Here is an 18,922-nt window from a genome sequence, read left to right on the forward strand (position 1 = left end):
TATGGATGTCGCTCAGTATTTTATAAAAAATAAAACCTCGTCCTGGCTTGTCACCGCTATTTTATTAATAGGCGGCACTATGGCCTATTTTGGCCTGGGTCGGTTGGAAGACCCGCAGTTTACGCTGAAACAAGCCTTGATCATCACATCCTACCCCGGTGCTTCGCCTTTGCAGGTGGAGGAAGAAGTCAGCTATCCGATTGAAAATGCCATCCAGCAATTGCCTTATGTCGACCATGTGACCTCAATTTCTACCAATGGTACCTCGCAAATTATGGTGGAGATGAAAGGCATTTACCGGGCGAAAGAGCTGAAACAAATTTGGGATGAACTACGCCGTAAGGTCAATGATTTAAGGCCACAACTGCCACCAGGTGTGCAGGCGCCGGTCGTTAATGACGACTTTGGTGATGTGTACGGTATGTTGTATGCCGTAACCGGCGATGGCTATTCAGACGAAGAGATTCGGGACTATGTTGATTTTTTACGCCGTGAGCTGGTGCTGGTCGATGGGGTAGGCAAAGTGTCGGTCAGTGGCCGGCAACAGGAACAAGTGGTGGTCGAAATATCCCGCTCCCGTTTGGCGTCTTTAGGCATTCCTCCGACACAAATTGCCAGTTTGCTGCAAACCCAAAACGTGGTGTCTAATGCTGGCGCTTTGCGCCTTGGGCCAGACCGGATCCGTATTCATCCTACGGGTGAGTTTCAATCAGTGCAGGAGCTGGAGCAGCTGATTATCAGCAATCCTGCCGCCAAGGAGCTGATTTATTTAGGTGACGTCGCCAAAGTTTACAAAGACGTGCAGGAAGTGCCGAGTCAGATTTTAAAGTTTGATGGCAAAAATACCCTGACTCTGGGTGTGTCTTTTAGCCAGGGCGTGAACGTCGTCGATGTCGGATCTTTAGTCACGGCTCGTATGGCTGAATTGGATTACGCCCGACCCGTGGGTATGGATATCAATACCATCTACAACCAGCCTGCCGAAGTAGAAGCTTCAGTCGGTGGTTTTGTGCTGAACCTGCTGGAATCTGTCGCCATTGTGATTGTGGTGCTGTTGGTGTTTATGGGGCTGCGCAGCGGCTTTTTAATTGGCCTTATTTTGCTGTTGACCGTGCTTGGTACCTTTATTTTTATGCAGCAAATGCAAATTGAACTGCAGCGGGTATCACTGGGGGCGTTGATTATTGCTTTAGGTATGCTGGTGGACAACGCCATCGTTATTACCGAAGGTATTTTAATTGGCATGCAAAGACGCCTGAGCATCAGCGAGTCGGCTTCCGCCATAGTCAAACAAACCAAATGGCCTTTATTGGGCGCAACCATTATTGCTATTACCGCTTTTGCGCCTATAGGTTTATCCAGTGATGCGACGGGGGAATTTGCCGGCAGTTTGTTTTGGGTCTTGTTGGTGAGTTTGCTGCTGAGCTGGGTAACAGCTATTACGCTAACGCCGTTTTTTGCCAGCTTGTTTTTTAAAGAAGAATTAAAAACCAAAGTGGATGAAACGCAGGATAAACCTGAACTCTACCGCGGTTTTATTTTTGACTGGTACAGAGCCGCCTTAACCGGCGTCTTAAGGTACAGGTTTTTAAGTTATGGCCTGATGATCCTGTTACTGATTTTGTCGGTGATGGGCTTTGCCAAAGTCAAACAAGTATTTTTTCCTGCATCCAACACACCGATTTTTTTAGTGGATTTATGGCAACCGGCCGGCACTGATATACGGCAATCCGACGCTGAAGCTTTGGAAGTGGTGCAGTATCTAAAAACTCTGGAAGGAGTGGAAGCTGTCACTTTAACCTCAGGCCGTGGCGCAGACCGTTTTATGCTGACCTATCAGCCAGAGCGGTTTTATGCAGCCTATAGCCAGCTGATTGTGCGGGTCGAGGACAAATCGCTGTTAGCTGGACGTATGGCTGATGTCAGCTCTTATATCAATGAGCAACACCCTGGACTTCGGCACAAGTTAAAACGCCTTGATGTCGGGCCTTCCACTGCAGCTAAACTGGAAGCCCGATTTAGCGGTGCCGACCCTAATGTGCTGCGGCAACTGGCCGAGCAAGCCAAAGCCATTATGGCGCAGGACTCAGGCACCCGTAATTTACGTGATGACTGGAGCAACAGAGTCAAAGTGATCCGGCCGCAGTTTAATGAAGCTTTAGCGCGCAGGGTTGGCATTAGTAAGCAGGATGTCGACGATGTGCTGCTGACTCATGTCAATGGCCGCACTGTGGGGATCTATCGTGATGGCACGCATTTATTACCTATTATCACCCGTGCACCGGATTCGGAACGCCAAAGTGTGGATGCACTGGCCGATTTACAGGTGTATAGCCCTAAGCTAAACCGCTATATCCCCATCAGTCAGGTAGTCAGCAGCTTCGCGCTGGAGTGGGAAGATCCACAAATTATGCGCCGTGACCGTAAACGCACTTTAACTGTGATGGCCGATCATAATATTTTAAGTGACGACACAGCAGCCTCTTTACTAAAAAGAGTACGGCCACAAATCGAAGCTATTCCGCTGCCTACAGGCTATAGCCTGAGTTGGGGCGGTGAACTGGAAGCACAGACCAAAGCACAAAAAGCTTTGTTCAGCTCTTTGCCTATGGGCTATCTGGTGATGTTTGTGATCACTGTGTTGCTGTTCAGCTCTATGCGCGATGCACTGGTGATTTGGGCTTGTGTGCCGATGGCGCTTATTGGTGTCACCCTGGGTTTGTTAGCGGTGAATGTGCCCTTTGGCTTTTTAGCCTTACTGGGTTTTTTAAGCTTGTCCGGTATGCTGGTGAAAAACGGCATAGTGCTGCTTGATCAGATTAAACTGGAGTTAAGCCAGGGGCTTGCGCCTTATCAGGCCGTTTATGACAGTGCAGTCAGCCGGGTTCGGCCAGTGTCTATGGGGGCCATTACCACTATCCTGGGGATGTTGCCTTTGGTCACAGATGACTTCTTCGCCAGTATGGCTGTGGTCATTATGTTTGGCCTGGGTTTTGGCACCATTCTTACCTTGCTGTTTTTACCTCTGATGTATTGTTCTATTTATCGGATTAAACCGGTGAGCTAGTCGCTTCTAAACCTGCCGGGAAAACAGCATTTTGCTGCTTTCTCCGGCTTTTCCCTGCGGTTTTTTTCGTTAAAACTATCCTTGCGGTTGTGTTGGTCTTTTTCTGCGATAAATGCTGGACTTTGCGCCCTCTGCTTGTGGTAATCTCCTAAAAAAGCACAGAACAAAGAGGATGCTGTGGCGCTTTTGCATAGCACCCGGATTCTATTTCTGAATTGTCGTGGGCTTGCTTGTGATCACTGCCCCTGTATGGACATTATAACTATGAAAAAACTCACCCTTTCTCTTGCATGCAGCCTGATCTTTTCTGTTACTGCAGCCGACCATTTACCGCCTTTACCTGACTGGCAAGGTTCGACCTTAAGCCTGATTAAACCTGCGCAGCATCCTTGGGTGACCCCGGCTGAAGTTTCTGATTTAGCTGAAACTCCGGATTACGAAACCACCATTAAATATCTGGAGCGTCTGGCGGCCAGTACCCCTTTGGTTAAGCTTGAAGTGATAGGCCAAAGCCCACAGGGCAGGGCTGTTTATCTGGTGAAAGCGGGTGCAGATCCCGACATGATTGGCCGGGACAATAAGCCGTTATTACTGGCGCAAGCTGGTATTCATAGTGGTGAAATTGACGGTAAAGATGCGGGTTTAATGCTGCTGCGTGACATAGTGCATGGCGACAAGGCTGATTTATTAAAAGAAGTAAACCTGCTGTTTATTCCGGTGTTTTCGGTCGATGGTCATGAGCGCAGTGGTAAATACAATAGGATGAACCAGCGTGGACCTGAACTTCAGGGCTGGCGTGCTACAGCGCAAAACCTGAATTTAAACCGTGATTATATGAAAGCGGAAGCACCTGAGATGCAGGCGCTATTGAAATTACTGAATAGCTATCAGCCGGATCTGTATCTGGATATCCATGTCACAGACGGTGAAGATTACCAGTACGATATTACCTATGGTTTTAATGAACCTTTTGCCGCCTTAAGCCCCAATGCCGCCAGTTGGCTTGCCAGCAGCTTCCGCTCTGAAGTCGACCAGGCACTCACTGCCGCAGGTCATATACCAGGCCCTTTGGTCTTTGCACATAACAGCTCTGATTTCAGCAAAGGTTTGGCAGGATCAACCTCTTCACCACGTTTCTCCAATGGTTACGGTGATTTGCGCCACATCCCGACAGTGCTGGTGGAGAATCACAGCTTAAAGCCTTATAAACAAAGAGTTTTAGGCACTTATGTATTGCTCGAGCAAAGTTTAAAGCTGCTGCAGCAACAAGGCGCAGTGCTGAAACTGGCGAAAAAGGCCGATGAAAATGCCCGGCCAGAGCGCCAGGTTTTAGCATGGAAAGCCAGCGAAACACCGGATTACATCCGCTTTAAAGGGGTGGAAGCGGTCCAGAAAAAAGATGCTATTACTGGCGTAACCTATCAGACCTGGACAGGTAAACCGCTGGACTATGAGCAATTACCTGTGTATTGGGAAAAAGAGCCTGCCGCTGAAATTGATGTGCCTAAAGCCTATTGGATCCCACCAGAGCAGCAAGAGGTTATCGCGAAACTGGTGTTGCATGGTGTGAAATTTACCCGCTTAAAATCGCCCAAAACTATTCAGTTGCAACAATTAACTGCGACTTCACATCAGTTTGCCAACAAACCTTTTGAAGGTCGTTTCGCGGTAAAAGCAGAATTTAGCCGCAACTGGCAAAAAATCCGTTTACCAGCTGGTTCAGTCCGGGTCAGTACCGACCAGCCATTAGGTGCTTTAGCTGTGGCATTGCTGGAACCCACAGCGCCGGATTCTTTATTCAGTTGGGGTTATATGCTGGGTATGTTTGAGCGGGTCGAGTACTTTGAAACCTACGCTATAGTGCCTCTGATTGAAACGGCACTGAAGCAGGACAAAAAGCTCAAAGCTGAATTTGACGACGCAGTAAAACAGGATAAAAAACTGGCGGCCGATCCACAAGCCAAACTGCAATGGTTGTATCAGCGCTTGCCTTATTACGATCAACATTACCTGAAATACCCGGTCTTAATCGAATAACTAAATTGGGGGCAGATCACATTGTGACCAGTTAACGATGTGATCTGAGCCCAAATTCAATGTTAACTAACCAGTTCTTTGTCGGTATTGCTAAAGATAGCGTACTGGTTTTTACCTGAATGTTTGGCCTGATACATAGCGATATCGGCTTGTCTTATTAAGGTGGCGTCGTCCACTGCTTTTTTCTGAGGGTAAAAGGTAATACCAATGCTGGCGCTGACTCTGGCTTGCTGTTTATGCAAATCAAAAGGTTTGCTGGCACTGTGCAGTAAACGTTCAATCAGAGGGATACAGTCAGCTTCGCTGGTCAACTCGGTTAACAAGGCTATAAATTCATCGCCGCCCAGCCTGGCGAGAGTATCGTTTTCCCGCATCACGCAACGCATCCGGTTTGCTAACTCAACCAACAGATAATCACCAGCTTCGTGACCCAAACTATCGTTGACGGCCTTAAATCCGTCAATATCAATAAATATAACGGCCATCAGCTGTTTTCTGCGTTTAGCCAGAGCCATGTTTTGTGCAATCCTGTCTTTGAGCAGTAACCTGTTAGGTAAGCCGGTCAACGCATCAAAATGCGCAATAAAACGAAGTTTATCTTCCTGAGCTTTCTGCACTGTGATATCGGAAAACAAAGCGACGTAATGCAAGGCCTGATGTTGCATATCCTTGACTACAGAGATGGTTAAAGCCAGCACCATAGATTCGCCATTTTTACGTTTGCTTTGTATTTCCCCCTCCCAGTATCCGGCCCGGGTGAGTTCCTGCCACAGACATTCGAAATACAATTTATCCGACTGCGATGAACCCAAAAGCGCCAGATGGCAACCCAGAGCTTCGGTTTCTGTATAGCCTGTAATACGGCAAAACGAGTGGTTTAAATCCAGAATAGTGCCACTGGCATCGGTAATAAAAATACCTTCACGGGCCTGAATAAACACACTGGCGGCCAATTCCTGCTTCATCTGTGCATGATGCCGCTCCGAAATATCCAGTTGGGAACCAATGATTTCAGTGACCCGGCCTTTTTCGTCTCTCAGTGCGCAAAGTTGATTTTCGATACAGATCTGTTGATTGTTTTCCTGCGGCTCGTCAGCGTATAAGCCTGAATTGGCTAAGTTACGTAGCAAGGTGCAGCTGTATTTCAGCACGCCGGGATAACCTGCATTCGCCCAGTCGATAAACTTCTGTGCAATGATCTGTTGGTTATCCGGATGCACAGACAGGTTCCACCAGTTTGCCATTCGCATGATTTCCATCGAGCTTTTCAGATACATGGTAAAGCAATTTGGACTGATGTAATTGAGCCGCATCGTCTCTGGATCGAATGCATAGATGACTGAGGGACTACGCTCAATCAATTGATCCAGTCGCTTAAAACTTCTTTGCAGACGATTTTCAATCCAATAGCGGCGGCTGACATCAGTCCCCAGCAACACGAAGTCAGAACCATTTTCAGGTACATCAGGTAAGCGAAACAAATCGGAGTCCAGATACAGCTCTTTGCCGTTTGCCAACTGGATTTTCAAACTAAGCACCATAGCGTCTTTGGGTTGCTCCAGTAGTTGTTGCATAGCCGATTGCAGAGTCTGTTTTTGGCCAGGATCCGCCAGTAAATCCATCAATAATTGCCCTTGCAGACTTTGAGCGGGGATATGCAGAAGTTTGAGCGCATTATCATTAAAATGCACAATACGACCTTGCAGATCCAGGCCAAATAACAGCACATGAACAGTGTTGTTCAGCACTGTACTCATCTGTGTTTTTTGTCGCATCAAACTTTGGTTTAACTGCAGCAATTTGTCATTCATCAAACTTTGTCGGGCGTTTTTCTGCCGAAATACGATATACAACACTAAAAGCGACAGCAGTAGCAGCACCACAGCCAAAAGTGTTCCTCTGTGATCAGTCCAGCTGTGCATAAAACTCTGGGCACCGCCCGCCTGATAAGGTGGCAAGGCCAGTGCCTGCAAGCTGTGTTCTACCGACTGGTAATCCGCCGCAGCACCAAAGGCTTCAGTAAGTCCTTTGGCTCTGGCTTCTGTTTCCCAACTAAGTAAAGCCGCCATCATGCGGCTGACTGTGGCCTGAGGTACTGCAGGCATCACCAGCAAAGGCCTGTCCGGATAGAGGCGGGTTGACGTTTGAAAAGGTAACTCAGCAAGTTCCTGCTGGTTCAGCAGCTTTATTTCTTCTGTGGTGATAACGCCTTGTTGTATCAGTTTTTCCACTGTGCCGCTGCGGACGAAGCCCATATCGGCCTGTTGATTTTTTACCGCCACAATTACAGCCTGATCCGAACTCAAGTGGTGCATTAATTCCGCTGACAAACTAATACCTAGTTGCTGAAGTTCCCTGAGTTGAGCTACATAACCAAGCAATGAAGTAGGGCCCGTTGTGGCAATTTTGGCCTGAGTGATAGTGTTCATATCACAAAGTGGATTGGACACCAGACAAAATATAACCCCACCAGATAAATCAAATGAGCCAGCTTCTGTTAACGTGACCTGACTTAATAAGGGCAACCGCAGCTTGCCTGTGGCCCGCAGATGCAGGTAGTGGTAAGGGTCGGTCAGCAGAAAATCAGTTTGAGCTTGAATATCGGCCAGATCCAGATTGGTGGGTTCAATAAAGACCAGTTGTATTTCATCAGGTGCCATCTGAGCACCGAGAAATTGATACAAAGGCGCGTAGTGCTGTTGAGTTTCATGATCAGCATTATGTGCCAGTACACCAAAGCGGATCGGGGATGTTGCAACCTGAGCTGATACTTGCATCGCAGTACAACAGAGTACAATCAGGCAATACAGAAGGTGTTTCATGACAGCAGCACCAATTGTCGAAGTGCTGCCGTATCAAATAAATTTGTGCTGTACTTGTGCTCATACTGCAAAAGTTGAGTTCTGGCAGGCATAAATGCCATCAATTGCTGCATTGAGTTATGTAAAGTGCCGGACTCACACAGCAGTGACAGATTCTGCGCCGCAGTGGGGTAGTCCACGCTGGCAAAGTAACTATGAGTTTCATTTAAGGTCAGGTTGCGCCACAGTGCAGTGCGCCGCATGCTGTCCCCGGCAAAGAGCTTCAGTTGCTGCAATCCAAGGTAATAACTATTAAGTAAACGCGCTGGTATGTCGTTCAGCCAGTCAATTCTGTCGGTTCGTACCGCCAGCACCTGAAACATTTGCGGAGCACACTGGCGTCCGTCAAACAGCCGTTTTGCGCCTGTACGTTCTATATAGTGCGACACAGGAGGGGAGTTGATGGCTGCGTCAATCTGACCATTTTCCCATGCCATCAGTTGTTTGAGTTGTGGCAAATACGCGATTTCGACATCTTTTCGGGTCAGGCCTACATCGACAAGGTAATGTTCAAGTAATAATTCAGTGGCTGCACGTGGTTCCAGCGCAATAATTTTTCCTTTGAGATCTGCTGCGGTGCTGAAGTCCGGGCGGGATAATAAGGTATGGGCACCGCAGGAGTTCGCTAGTACCAGTATGATTTGTAATGGAATACCAGCCGCCAGACAGAGCAGCACTTCATCTAATGCAAGAGTCGCTGCATCTAATTCTCCGGACATCATGGCGTTTACCACTGTATCGGCAGATCTGCTGCTTCTGAGCGTTACACCAGCGGGTAATAAATTGAAATGTTCGCTGAGATAAAAGGCTTCGTGACCCGGATGTTGATAAATTCCAAGGCTAAAGGCTTTGTTTCTGCCGCATGCTGAAGCTGCTGTTATGAGCAAAGGAGTTGCCACGCACAGTTGTAAAAACTGACGGCGTGTCAATTTGTATGCGTTCCCCATAGTATTTTGCAATCCTTGCAACTCAATGGTTGCTAAATCAAATCCAGCCGAACAGCAGACATCCCTTGTTCCTTAGGCTTCAGGCTGGTGCGGAACCCGATACTTTTACATCCTGACGTGTAAATACAATGCCACTTAAACATAACACTGTGATGAACAGCACTGCGTTAGCTGGTGCCTGTAAGTTAAAATCGACCAGGTTGTGGATTAACATATGCACAATAGCCACAGAACAACCAAAGGCTATGCCTCTGCTTAGTTTATTCTGTTTTACCCTCATCGTTTTCATGTTCAGCCAAAGTAACCACAGCAGCCATGCCCCCAGCATCAGTGTGACTGGCACGCCAAGCTCAATAGCAAATTGCAGGTATTCGTTGTGCGCGTGATCATAAAACCCATGGTAATGACCAGGCTGGTAGGCTGGAAAGACGGTATAAAAACTACCACCACCATGACCAAACCAGGGCGCGTCATGCAGTATTGGCAAGCTATCCCGTACCACTTCATCTCGTGTTTCTGACGCGAAGGAGGTGTCCTCATAGCGCTGTTGTAGTTTTTCTATGCCAAAAATCGAGCCTATGGCGATCATGTCAAACACAAAAATACTGATCACCAGAGGTTTGAGCAGCGCAGGTTTATTTTTGTAAAACCAGATGGCATACAAAGAGATAACCAGTAATGCGGTGAAAAATGCAGCATTCCCCATACGTGAACGACTCAAAACCAGACCAACGACCATGATGATGAGTGCAAGACGCAGCAATATTTTTGTGCTGAGTAAGGATTCCAGCAAGGTTCGGCTGAGCGTCCGCCAGTTCCACTGCATGGCCCTGCTGGATAATTCTGCCATAAGTAGGCCCAATCCCAATGACAATGCGAGTGCCAGATAATTGGCAAAATGGTTCTGGTAAACAAAAGAACCACGGGCTCTGTTGCCCTCGACGATACCAAAAACAGGAGAAATCTCAATGCCTTGCAAATTCAGTATAGAGCCATAAGTGGCCTGAAATACACCACTGGCGACCACGACGTAACACAGCAGCTTTAACTCTCTGTCGGTGCGGAAATAGCCGGTGATCAGCCACGCAAAGAGGGCATAAAACAGGGTTTTAAACCAAAGAATTTCAGTTTGATTTGGATCCACAGTGCTAAGCCAGGTAAAAGGGGACCACAGTTGAGCTCCAAGCACCAGTAACATCAGCACAAAAGGTAACAAAGACCAATAGTGCCAACGTCCTGTAAACCAGGCCGAGCGTCCTAAGTAGACGCAAAGTAAATGTAAACTGAAGATGAGTGCAATCAGCAGTTCAAGAATAGTCCATGCCCAGGGTCTGTTACTGGCCAGCGGAATAGGGGACCAAAGTAACGTAAAACAACACAAGACCCGGATCATAGTGAATAACAGTTGTGGCGAACTCATCGGATGACGCTTTCCATTTCGCGTAGCTCCCATCTGTACTCAGAACTACATTATCTTAGTGCTAAAAGTATTGAGGGCCCGCAGGCCCTCATTGTATCGAACAGCTTTAGTTGGCTGAGGCTGTACCGCCGCCACCGCCTGAACCGCCACCAAAGCCAGCACCACCAGGAGCGCCTGCAACGCCTGTACCAGCACCAGTTCCTGCACCTTCAGCACCAGGACCTGCAGCTGTGGCCAGCGCAACAAGACCTACATCGACACCAGGAGTCGCAGCAGCGACAGCCGTGATATCATCTGCAGACATGCCTGCAGCAGCAGCTGCTGCTGCAACTGCACTAACAGCAGCATCATCTAACAAGACTGCAGCTTCAAAAGCTGCCTGCAACAGTGTTTCCCGGGTAGCATCATCCGGTGCATCCTGAAGTATTTTCTGAAGTTCAGCTTTAATCACTTCCAGAGCCTGAGTCTCAGCTTCAAGTTCTGTCATATTCTGGGCCTGGTTCTGAGCAACCAGCGTTTGATACTGTTCCACAACAGCTTTAACCGATGCTACATCCTGAGCTACTACCGGAGTTGAAGTGAATACTGCGGCTGCAAACAGAGCGGCAGCGAGAGTAGTGGTTTTCTTCATACCTGTAATCCTTGTTGGTTAATATTTAGGCGAATGAAGCAAGTCTAAGTTAATGAATGCTTGTGTCAAGATAGATTTTTTCACCTGTACATTCACCTTCTGTGGTGCAAGCAACCAATTGCCCTGAACTGCGTTGACGCCAGCGGCAAAACAATTATCCATTACTTGTTCACATTCAATGTGAGGAGCAAGCACCTTGATCCCTATACCGTGACTGATTTGACATAAGGTTTTTATAAAAAACTGGTTATCCTGATCACTCAATGCTGTGGTGTAAGCGCCGTCAATTTTTACGTAGTCGACATTCAGCCCCTGCAGGTATTTAAAGGTCGTCATACTGGCACCAAAACGTTCGATGCAGACTTTGCACTTGTTGCGTTTAATGATATCCATCAGGGCTTTGGTTTCGTCCGGCGCTTTTAAAATTGAATACTCAGAGACTTCAAACACCAGACGAACTTTACCCGCCAGTTGTTGCAGTTCTTTGTCGAGCCACTGCAAAAATAGTGACGATCCGACAGCCCCTTGTGACAAGTTAATGGCATAGGTATGGCTGGTTTCTTCCTGCACTTGTTTCAGAATAAAATTGATCACCTGCTGATCCAGCTGCAAGGACAGCCCTTGTTGTTCAGCCATAGCATAGGTTTCTGCGGTGGATAATTGGGAGTGCAGGTAATAAAACCGGACAAAGGTTTCAATGTATTCAATGGACTTATCCGCATTTACTACAGGTTGAGCCCAGAGTTCAAAATGATGGTTTTGGATCAAATCTTTAATCACGGCATGCCATGCCATGCGGCCTTCTGGCTTAATCAGCATACTTTCATCTTTGACCAGTAAAGGTAAATCTGGTTGCTGCATACGCTGAATAATGGCGCTGTCCAGCGTAGACAGGCAGTGATGCAGATTATCTTCAGGTTCGACTTCCATCAGCGCGACTGAGGCGAAGCCATTGGGGAAAAATACACTGTCCAGTTGTTTCAGTTTAGAGCTCAGCTGACGAACCTGTTTTTCCAAAGGCTCTGCGTTGGCCTGACTTAAAAAGATAAAGTCGCTGCCGCCAAGGCGGAATAGCTGATTATTGGCTGAATGCTCCAGCGCTTCCCTGAACTCTTTTACGGCCAGTAAAATATACTGGTCTGCAGCTTCAAAGCCCTGACGCTGGTGTACATCTGTCAGCGAATGCAAACTCATCATGCCGATATGCAAGTGCAGGTCGTGCGCTTTTTGCTCATTTTTTTCTGCGGTAAAACGTTGTTCTAATAATCTTCTGTTGCCAAGACCTGTCAGCAGATCGGTAAATACTTTTACCTTCAGTTCATCAGCTTGCAGGCTGAGAGATTTAAAACTGCGCTGAATATTGGCGACCATGGCATTCATGGCTTTGACCACAGAACGAAGATCTGTAGTGAAGGGCAGCTTGTCCTGCTGTAAGAAGTTCTTTTTGCCTACTTCCTGAGCCTGCATTTCAATTTGCCGCAGAGGTTTGAGTACCGCAAATACAATCAATTGAATAAGCAGCACACTGAACAAGGTGATAAGGGCGATGCTGTAGAAACTTTGTTTGGCTTGTTGCCATAGTGTTTTGTAAGCAATACCCGGGGTGGACTGGATGGATAAAACACCTGCAACCATCCAGCCGTTATTCACTTCACTGCTTTGTAGTGGTGGTGTCAGCGGGAAAAGCGACACAAACCATTCCGGCACTTCATCGTACTCTATAGGGTTTTGCCGTTTGATTTTCACCTCGCCTTTGCTGGTTTTAAACTCCAGATCGGCGTAATAACCAGAATCAAAAATAGCACTGACCATAGTTTGTGCTATCACCAGATCCGGGTCGTCCATATAAGCCGACATCGATAAGCCTAAGCTGGTAGCGGCATCCTGAGCATGGGATTTCATCTGAGTGTTCAGGTAGTGTTGCGTACTTTGCACTGAGATATACAAACTGAACGAAAAGGTAAAGACTGCCACCAATACGATCAACAGGTGCAGTTGTGCTCTTAACGATATACCGGGGAGTTTCCCCAAAAGCTTATGGGCCATAACAGTTACATTCCCTTCTCAATTCGGTTCAGCAAGTCCTGCCAATTTGAACCCCCTGTCTTGCCTTCAACTTTACGTCCCAATCCCTGTGCTTTTGCAAGCCATAACCCTTCAGCGTTAAAACCGTAGATAGGTTTGAGATCGGGTCTTCGGGTTGCCGGCTGGACTTTCTTAATCAGATTGTCCAGAACCAGAGGTACGGAGTTTTCACTTTCCATGTAAATCAGCACCATATGCGGCTCATTTACAGACATTGCCCTGACATACATGATCCTCAGCTTGTTATCGGGTACACCCATAGCACGCAGAGATACATATTTAGCTATAGCAAAATCTTCGCAGTCGCCAGCTGCAGTTCCAAGCGTCTCCAGTGGTGTGGCCCAATAATCCGTCTGTCCCCAATGAGCTAAATCGGATTGAAAGGTGATCTGATCATTAAAGAACTGATTGACCTTATTGACCCGCACCCAGTCCGATTCAGACTGACCTTCCTGTAGTAAATCACGCCATTGTCTGACCCTGCTAAGCGCCGGAGCACCATATTTACTACCAATACTTTCCAGCACTTTTGGCTCAAATACAGCTGCCAGATAATCGGCGTTGCCAAAAATAGAGACAGAAAAAGACAGCAGCACTACAACCGCATACCTGCGTAGCATAAACCTCCCGGTATAACCTGACATGCGGCCACCATTAGATGTGAGTCAAGCTAATTTCCATAACTATACAGTCCTGCCTTGTCTATCTGGTCCGTTTCCCGGAGCGTTTTAAAACAGATGTGTTGTCTTGAGTAAAACAGCTTTGGTTAAAAAAGATACTGTAATCTGCCACTTTCTGCAGAGCTTGCCAAGGGACTGATTGATGAATAATTCTGCACTGGATTTTGTGCATTAGTTTGGAGCGTTATCGCACCAAGATTGCACGGTGAACCAGGTTAAACTATGGAAAATAGCTATGAATTTATCATTTTTATCATATTTCAACTAGCCTGGACCTAAAATGTGCTCTGGCATAAGAAATGCTTAATTTGTGAACAGTTTGGTCTTGTCGTTTATTCCGGGCAGGCTTTAACTCTTTTGTCACATAGTGCAAATAGAGTAAATGAACATCAGGCTCCGTGTACCGGAGTTCTACAGGCAGGGAGTGGCCTTTGCTGAGCAGTTGAGCGAAAACATACCGTTTCATTACAACTTTATATCAGCACACTATAGAAGGAGTTTTATATGCAACCATCTGAATTTCGTAAAGTAACAAGAGCCGTCATCCCTGTTGCCGGTCTTGGAACACGCATGTTGCCTGCAACAAAAGCTATCCCAAAAGAAATGTTACCTGTGGTTGATAAACCTCTAATCCAATACGTGATTGAAGAGGCTGCAGCTGCAGGCATTACTGAAATCATTTTAGTCACCCACAGCAGTAAAAATTCCATCGAAAACCATTTCGATACCAGCTTTGAATTAGAAACTCAGCTGGAAAAAAGGGTGAAACGTTCGCTGTTAGAAGAAGTTCGTTCTATCAATCCGAAAAACGTGACAGTGATTTCGGTGCGCCAGCATGTGGCTTTGGGTTTGGGACATGCCATTTTGTGTGCTGCTCCTATTATAGGAAATGAACCTTTTGCTGTGCTGCTGCCTGATGTATTGATCAGCAAGTACGAAAGCAATCTCAAACAAGACAACCTGAAAGCCATGCTGGACCGTTATCAGGTGACTGGCGCCAGTCAGGTGATGGTTGAAGCTGTTCCTGCAGCTGCCGTCAGCTCTTATGGTGTGGTGGATTTAAACGGAGCTGCTATTGCAGAAGGTCAATCTGTGCAGCTGCATGCCATGGTCGAGAAACCTTTGGTGGATGAAGCTCCTTCTAATATGGCCATTACCGGTCGTTATGTATTGTCACCAGCTGTAATGGAAATCCTGAGTTTTACCCAGCCAGGTGCTGGTGATGAAATTCAGCTGACCGACGCTTTAGCCCAGTTGCTAAAAGAACAAACCATGGAAGCCTACCGTATTGTTGGCCGAAGCCACGACTGTGGCAGTAAGCTGGGATACCTGGAAGCTATAGTGACCTATGCACTGAAAGATCAGGTATTAGGGGCTGAATTTGGTGCTTATCTGCAAACTTTGTTAAGCAATAAAAAACTTAGTTTAATCGCCTGAGTCTGGTTTTCGTCTGTCTGGCGTCCGGCATTGAGCTGTTAAAGTAACGGCGTTTATCTTTATCAATGGCCTGACGCATTGCTTCAAAGTTAAAGGGATAACACATGAAGTTAAGTATTTTTGGTACAGGTTATGTAGGCTTAGTCACTGGCGCTTGTCTGGCTGATGTTGGACACGATGTGATTTGTGTGGACGTCAATCAGGCAAAAATTGACAGCCTGAAACTGGGAGGGATCCCGATTTATGAACCTGGTCTTGAGAGCGTCGTAAAAAGTAATGTGGCGCAAGGCAATCTGAGATTTACCACCAGTGCTGAAGAGGCAGTGCAGCATGCCGAGGTTATTTACATCGCAGTAGGTACACCACCGGACGAAGACGGTTCTGCAGATTTGCAATATGTAATGGCTGTGGGCAAAACCATAGGTCAGCTGATGAACAGCTATAAAGTGGTGGTCAATAAAAGCACTGTACCTGTAGGCACGGCAGACAAAGTGACGGAGGTCATGCAACAGGCGCTGAAAGATCGCAATTCTACTGCTGAATTTGATGTGGTCTCCAACCCTGAGTTTTTAAAAGAAGGCGCCGCAGTGGCGGACTTTATGCGGCCGGATCGCATTGTCATTGGTACCAGTTCTGACTTTGCCGAAAGCATTATGCGTGAGGTGTACGCACCTTTTAACCGGAACCATGAAAAAATCATCGTGATGGACGTACGTAGCAGCGAACTGACCAAGTATGCGGCCAACTGCATGCTGGCGACCAAAATCAGCTTTATGAATGAAATGTCTAATATTGCAGAGCGGGTGGGGGCAGATATTGAGAATGTTCGTAAAGGCATAGGCTCGGATCCCCGTATCGGTTACCACTTTATATACGCTGGCTGTGGTTATGGCGGCAGTTGTTTCCCTAAAGATGTGCAGGCATTAGCGCGCACCTCAGCTCAGTTTGGTTATGAGTCAAAAATTCTGAATGCAGTAGAAAACGTCAATAACAAACAGAAAGAAAAGCTGTTTGAGATGATTTGTAAGCACTACGGTGTCTGGGATAAAGCAGAAAAAGGCGAGACCAAAGATATTTTAAAAGGCAAAACCTTTGCGCTGTGGGGTCTGGCTTTTAAACCTAATACAGATGATATGCGTGAAGCGCCAAGCCGTGTATTGATGGAACAATTATGGGCTGCCGGTGCAAAAGTGCAGGCCTATGATCCTGAAGCCATGGATGAAACACAAAAGATTTATGGCGACAGGGCTATGTTGTCTTTACTTGGTACCAAAGAGGGCGCAGTCCGGGAAGCGAATGCCTTAGTGATCATCACCGAATGGAAGGCCTTTAAGGTGCTGGACTATGCTTTTGCAAAAAGTAATTTAAAAGATTCAGTGATCTTTGATGGCAGAAATATCTTTGATCAAGCATCGATGAAAAGAGAGGGAATTACCTATTATTCAATAGGTCGTGGGTAGAGTTCAATGAAAGGATTAGTGGCAAGCTTTCTTTCGAAAGGCTCTCTGTTCGCATTTCAGCTATTGACCTTGATGCTGTTGTCCAGATTTGTTGATAAGCAGTATTTTGGTGCTTTTGCGATTATCAACAGCCTGTATTTTTTCTGCATTATTGTCGCGGAAGCGGGCGGTATGCAGCAGGTGATCAATGCACAAAACAGTGTTGATGAAAAAAGGATTATTGCAAAATCCTTTCTGACGTCAGCCCTTGGTGTTGCAGTCATGCTGCTGTTGTTAGTGTTACTGCCTTTGCTTTACAGCATTGACGTCAGTGTCGGCGCTATGCTGTTGTTGATGTCAGCCTTGCTGTTTTATGGTGTCGCCTCAAGTCTGACCGGGGTGCTGTATAAAGAACTCAGATTTTATAAAGTCGCTGTTGTCGAATGCACAGCTGAGTTGCTTTCTCTTGGTGTGGCTTTAGCGTATGGATACTTTTATTCATTTGATATCAACGTTTTAATTATAAAGATCAGTGCTTACTCTTACATCCGCTTTTTAATCCTCTGGTTTTTCTTCAAAGAGCATGCGCTTTTTGGCAATGCCATTGACCTGATACGGCAGAAATCATCGGATAGCTCCGGATTTTCGACCCATGTCACATTAAGTAACCTGTTGTCGTTTTTTGTCCGCTTTGGCGACAATTTGGTGATAGGCAAGCTGTTTAGTCTGGAAATTTTATCTCTGTATGACAGGGCCTATCAGCTCACTAAATACCCTGTGATGTTGATCGCATTTTCGTTACAACCTGCCATCCAGCCCCTGGTTAAAAAATTAAAAAGCTTTCAGGAGCTGCGGGGGTTTTTGCTAAAAATAAGTGCGATATTTTTGATCGGCGGTTTTTTTCTGGTGCTGCTCATCCAGTTAAATGCAAGGGACATCATTATCTTCATCATTGGCGAACAGTGGGTCGGTATTGAAGATATGCTGATCATCTTGAGTATCTCTATTCCTTTCCAGGCCATGTATAGCGTCAGCGGTGGCATTTATTACGCACTTTCGCACCCCGAACGAAATTTGAAAATTAATCTGATGCTGGTGGTTATGTTGCTGGTATCCATACTGCTGGGTTATTTCGCAGATAGCTTTTTAACTTCATTAGTACTTATTTCAGCCTCGTTTATCGCCGTCTCTTTTATTTGCTTCTTTGATATCTGGTATATGGAAAGAAGAATGATCATGCCATGGAGAGCCAATGAAAGTCCTTCACGTAGCTGAAACTGTGAAAGGTGGTGTAGCCACTTATCTGAATTTGCTGAGCCATGTGACTGATGCTCAGTGCACTAATTTATTTTTGCTGCCTGAAAATCAGCGTACTTATATAGAGAGTGAGTCTATAGGTTTTAGCTCAACTGGTCGCGGTGTGTCTGGTTTGCTCTCGATGTTCAAAGCCTTTTATCGGGTCTATAAAAATGACAGTCCGGACATTATTTTCCTGCACAGTACCTTTGCAGGACTGCTCCGGCTTTTTTGCATCATCAACCCAACACTGAAAGATAAGTTTGTTTATTGCTCTCACGGCTGGAGCTTTAATATGGATAAGAGAAAAATCATATTAAAACTCTATTCAGCTATTGAGCTTTGTTTGTCCTGGCTCAGCGCAAAAATAGTCTGTATCTCGGGTTACGAGATGAGCGAAGCCATCAGGATTGGTATCAGCAAAAGAAAACTCATCGTTATTTACAACTCCCTTCCTGAATCTTATGAGTTCGATCCTGACTTTAAACCGGATTTTTTAACTGAAGAACAGCAAAAGTACATTGTTTTTATCGGTCGGAAAAGCCAGCAGAAAGGTTATGACTTTTTAGACGAACTATCCCGTTACCTTCCGGCACATTACAAAATAGTCGTCATAGGCGATTTTGAGGCTAATGATTTTCACAGTGACCGCATCATAGTCGCTGGCTGGCTTAGCAGCAGCAAAATCAACAGTATTTTAACGAGCGCCAGAGCCTTGATCTGCCCTTCCAGATGGGAAGGTTTTGGTTTTGTTGTGATTGAATCTTTTCGTGTGGGCGTGCCTGTGATTGGCTCTAACAGAGGCGCTTTGCCTGAACTGATTGTACCGCCTTTAAATGGCTTTACTTTTGATCTGGATAATCTGGCCTCAACAGAGTCTATCTTTGCTGCACTTGACGATGAAGTTAAGTTTCGCGAGTTGAAATTAAATGCCAAAGCGTCATTTTTGCAGCGTTTTACCGCAGAGAAATTTAAGACCTCGATATTAACTTTGTACAAAGACCTTCAGGTGGGAAAATAAC

General features: G+C 46.2%; 12 protein-coding genes. 6 read left to right on the plus strand and 6 right to left on the minus strand.

The window, feature by feature from the left end; all coding sequences use genetic code 11:
- The first annotated feature begins 1 nt into the window (after position 1).
- A complete protein-coding gene (locus LSG34_RS09930; protein WP_233008930.1) occupies positions 2-3,067 on the plus strand; it encodes an efflux RND transporter permease subunit in 3,066 nt (1,021 codons plus the stop codon).
- 264 nt (positions 3,068-3,331) lie between these two features.
- Positions 3,332-5,104, plus strand: coding sequence for a M14 family metallopeptidase (locus tag LSG34_RS09935; RefSeq protein WP_233008931.1), 1,773 nt, complete (start codon positions 3,332-3,334; stop codon positions 5,102-5,104).
- Between the two features lie 62 nt (positions 5,105-5,166).
- On the opposite strand, the gene LSG34_RS09940 is transcribed toward LSG34_RS09935, so the two are convergent.
- The 6 genes from LSG34_RS09940 to LSG34_RS09965 all read right to left on the minus strand — a co-directional run bounded on the left by LSG34_RS09940 (position 5,167) and on the right by LSG34_RS09965 (position 13,668).
- Positions 5,167-7,926, minus strand: coding sequence for a diguanylate cyclase domain-containing protein (locus LSG34_RS09940; protein ID WP_233008932.1), 2,760 nt, complete (start codon positions 7,924-7,926; stop codon positions 5,167-5,169).
- Positions 7,923-8,912 carry an ABC transporter substrate-binding protein gene (locus LSG34_RS09945; protein ID WP_233008933.1) on the minus strand — a complete coding sequence of 330 codons (990 nt, stop codon included), beginning with the start codon at positions 8,910-8,912 and terminating at the stop codon, positions 7,923-7,925. The genes LSG34_RS09940 and LSG34_RS09945 overlap by 4 nt, the downstream gene beginning before the upstream one ends.
- Positions 8,913-8,991: 79 nt before the next feature.
- Positions 8,992-10,332, minus strand: coding sequence for an O-antigen ligase family protein (locus LSG34_RS09950; RefSeq protein WP_233008934.1), 1,341 nt, complete (start codon positions 10,330-10,332; stop codon positions 8,992-8,994).
- 106 nt (positions 10,333-10,438) lie between these two features.
- Entirely contained in the window at positions 10,439-10,963 is a 525-nt protein-coding gene (locus LSG34_RS09955) for a hypothetical protein (protein ID WP_233008935.1), read from the minus strand.
- 18 nt (positions 10,964-10,981) lie between these two features.
- The gene (locus LSG34_RS09960; protein WP_233008936.1) at positions 10,982-13,009 is read right to left on the minus strand and encodes a bifunctional diguanylate cyclase/phosphodiesterase; all 2,028 of its coding nucleotides are present in this window, start codon (positions 13,007-13,009) and stop codon (positions 10,982-10,984) included.
- A 5-nt stretch (positions 13,010-13,014) separates the two neighbouring features.
- On the minus strand, positions 13,015-13,668 hold the full coding sequence (locus tag LSG34_RS09965) for a transglutaminase-like cysteine peptidase (protein WP_233008937.1): 654 nt from the start codon (positions 13,666-13,668) through the stop codon (positions 13,015-13,017).
- Between the two features lie 564 nt (positions 13,669-14,232).
- Between LSG34_RS09965 and galU the strand changes: the two genes are divergently transcribed.
- The 4 genes from galU to LSG34_RS09985 all read left to right on the plus strand — a co-directional run bounded on the left by galU (position 14,233) and on the right by LSG34_RS09985 (position 18,921).
- Positions 14,233-15,165 carry a UTP--glucose-1-phosphate uridylyltransferase GalU gene (gene galU / locus LSG34_RS09970; protein ID WP_233008938.1) on the plus strand — a complete coding sequence of 311 codons (933 nt, stop codon included), beginning with the start codon at positions 14,233-14,235 and terminating at the stop codon, positions 15,163-15,165.
- 104 nt (positions 15,166-15,269) lie between these two features.
- A complete protein-coding gene (locus LSG34_RS09975; RefSeq protein ID WP_233008939.1) occupies positions 15,270-16,625 on the plus strand; it encodes a UDP-glucose dehydrogenase family protein in 1,356 nt (451 codons plus the stop codon).
- 6 nt (positions 16,626-16,631) lie between these two features.
- Positions 16,632-17,879 carry an oligosaccharide flippase family protein gene (locus LSG34_RS09980; protein ID WP_233008940.1) on the plus strand — a complete coding sequence of 416 codons (1,248 nt, stop codon included), beginning with the start codon at positions 16,632-16,634 and terminating at the stop codon, positions 17,877-17,879.
- A complete protein-coding gene (locus tag LSG34_RS09985; protein WP_233008941.1) occupies positions 17,857-18,921 on the plus strand; it encodes a glycosyltransferase family 4 protein in 1,065 nt (354 codons plus the stop codon). The genes LSG34_RS09980 and LSG34_RS09985 overlap by 23 nt, the downstream gene beginning before the upstream one ends.
- The last annotated feature ends 1 nt before the right edge of the window (position 18,922 follow it).

The sequence above is a fragment of the Rheinheimera faecalis genome, assembly GCF_021290965.1.
GTDB classification, from domain to species: Bacteria; Pseudomonadota; Gammaproteobacteria; order Enterobacterales; family Alteromonadaceae; genus Pararheinheimera; species Pararheinheimera faecalis.

What these genes read in the sequence shown, in the direction of transcription:
- LSG34_RS09930 (WP_233008930.1), top strand. Translation starts at nt 2, where the DNA reads ATGGATGTCGCTCAGTATTTTATAAAAAATAAAACCTCGTCCTGGCTT.
- LSG34_RS09935 (WP_233008931.1), top strand. Translation starts at nt 3,332, where the DNA reads ATGAAAAAACTCACCCTTTCTCTTGCATGCAGCCTGATCTTTTCTGTT.
- LSG34_RS09940 (WP_233008932.1), bottom strand. Translation starts at nt 7,926, where the DNA reads ATGAAACACCTTCTGTATTGCCTGATTGTACTCTGTTGTACTGCGATG.
- LSG34_RS09945 (WP_233008933.1), bottom strand. Translation starts at nt 8,912, where the DNA reads ATGGGGAACGCATACAAATTGACACGCCGTCAGTTTTTACAACTGTGC.
- LSG34_RS09950 (WP_233008934.1), bottom strand. Translation starts at nt 10,332, where the DNA reads ATGAGTTCGCCACAACTGTTATTCACTATGATCCGGGTCTTGTGTTGT.
- LSG34_RS09955 (WP_233008935.1), bottom strand. Translation starts at nt 10,963, where the DNA reads ATGAAGAAAACCACTACTCTCGCTGCCGCTCTGTTTGCAGCCGCAGTA.
- LSG34_RS09960 (WP_233008936.1), bottom strand. Translation starts at nt 13,009, where the DNA reads ATGGCCCATAAGCTTTTGGGGAAACTCCCCGGTATATCGTTAAGAGCA.
- LSG34_RS09965 (WP_233008937.1), bottom strand. Translation starts at nt 13,668, where the DNA reads ATGCTACGCAGGTATGCGGTTGTAGTGCTGCTGTCTTTTTCTGTCTCT.
- galU (WP_233008938.1), top strand. Translation starts at nt 14,233, where the DNA reads ATGCAACCATCTGAATTTCGTAAAGTAACAAGAGCCGTCATCCCTGTT.
- LSG34_RS09975 (WP_233008939.1), top strand. Translation starts at nt 15,270, where the DNA reads ATGAAGTTAAGTATTTTTGGTACAGGTTATGTAGGCTTAGTCACTGGC.
- LSG34_RS09980 (WP_233008940.1), top strand. Translation starts at nt 16,632, where the DNA reads ATGAAAGGATTAGTGGCAAGCTTTCTTTCGAAAGGCTCTCTGTTCGCA.
- LSG34_RS09985 (WP_233008941.1), top strand. Translation starts at nt 17,857, where the DNA reads ATGAAAGTCCTTCACGTAGCTGAAACTGTGAAAGGTGGTGTAGCCACT.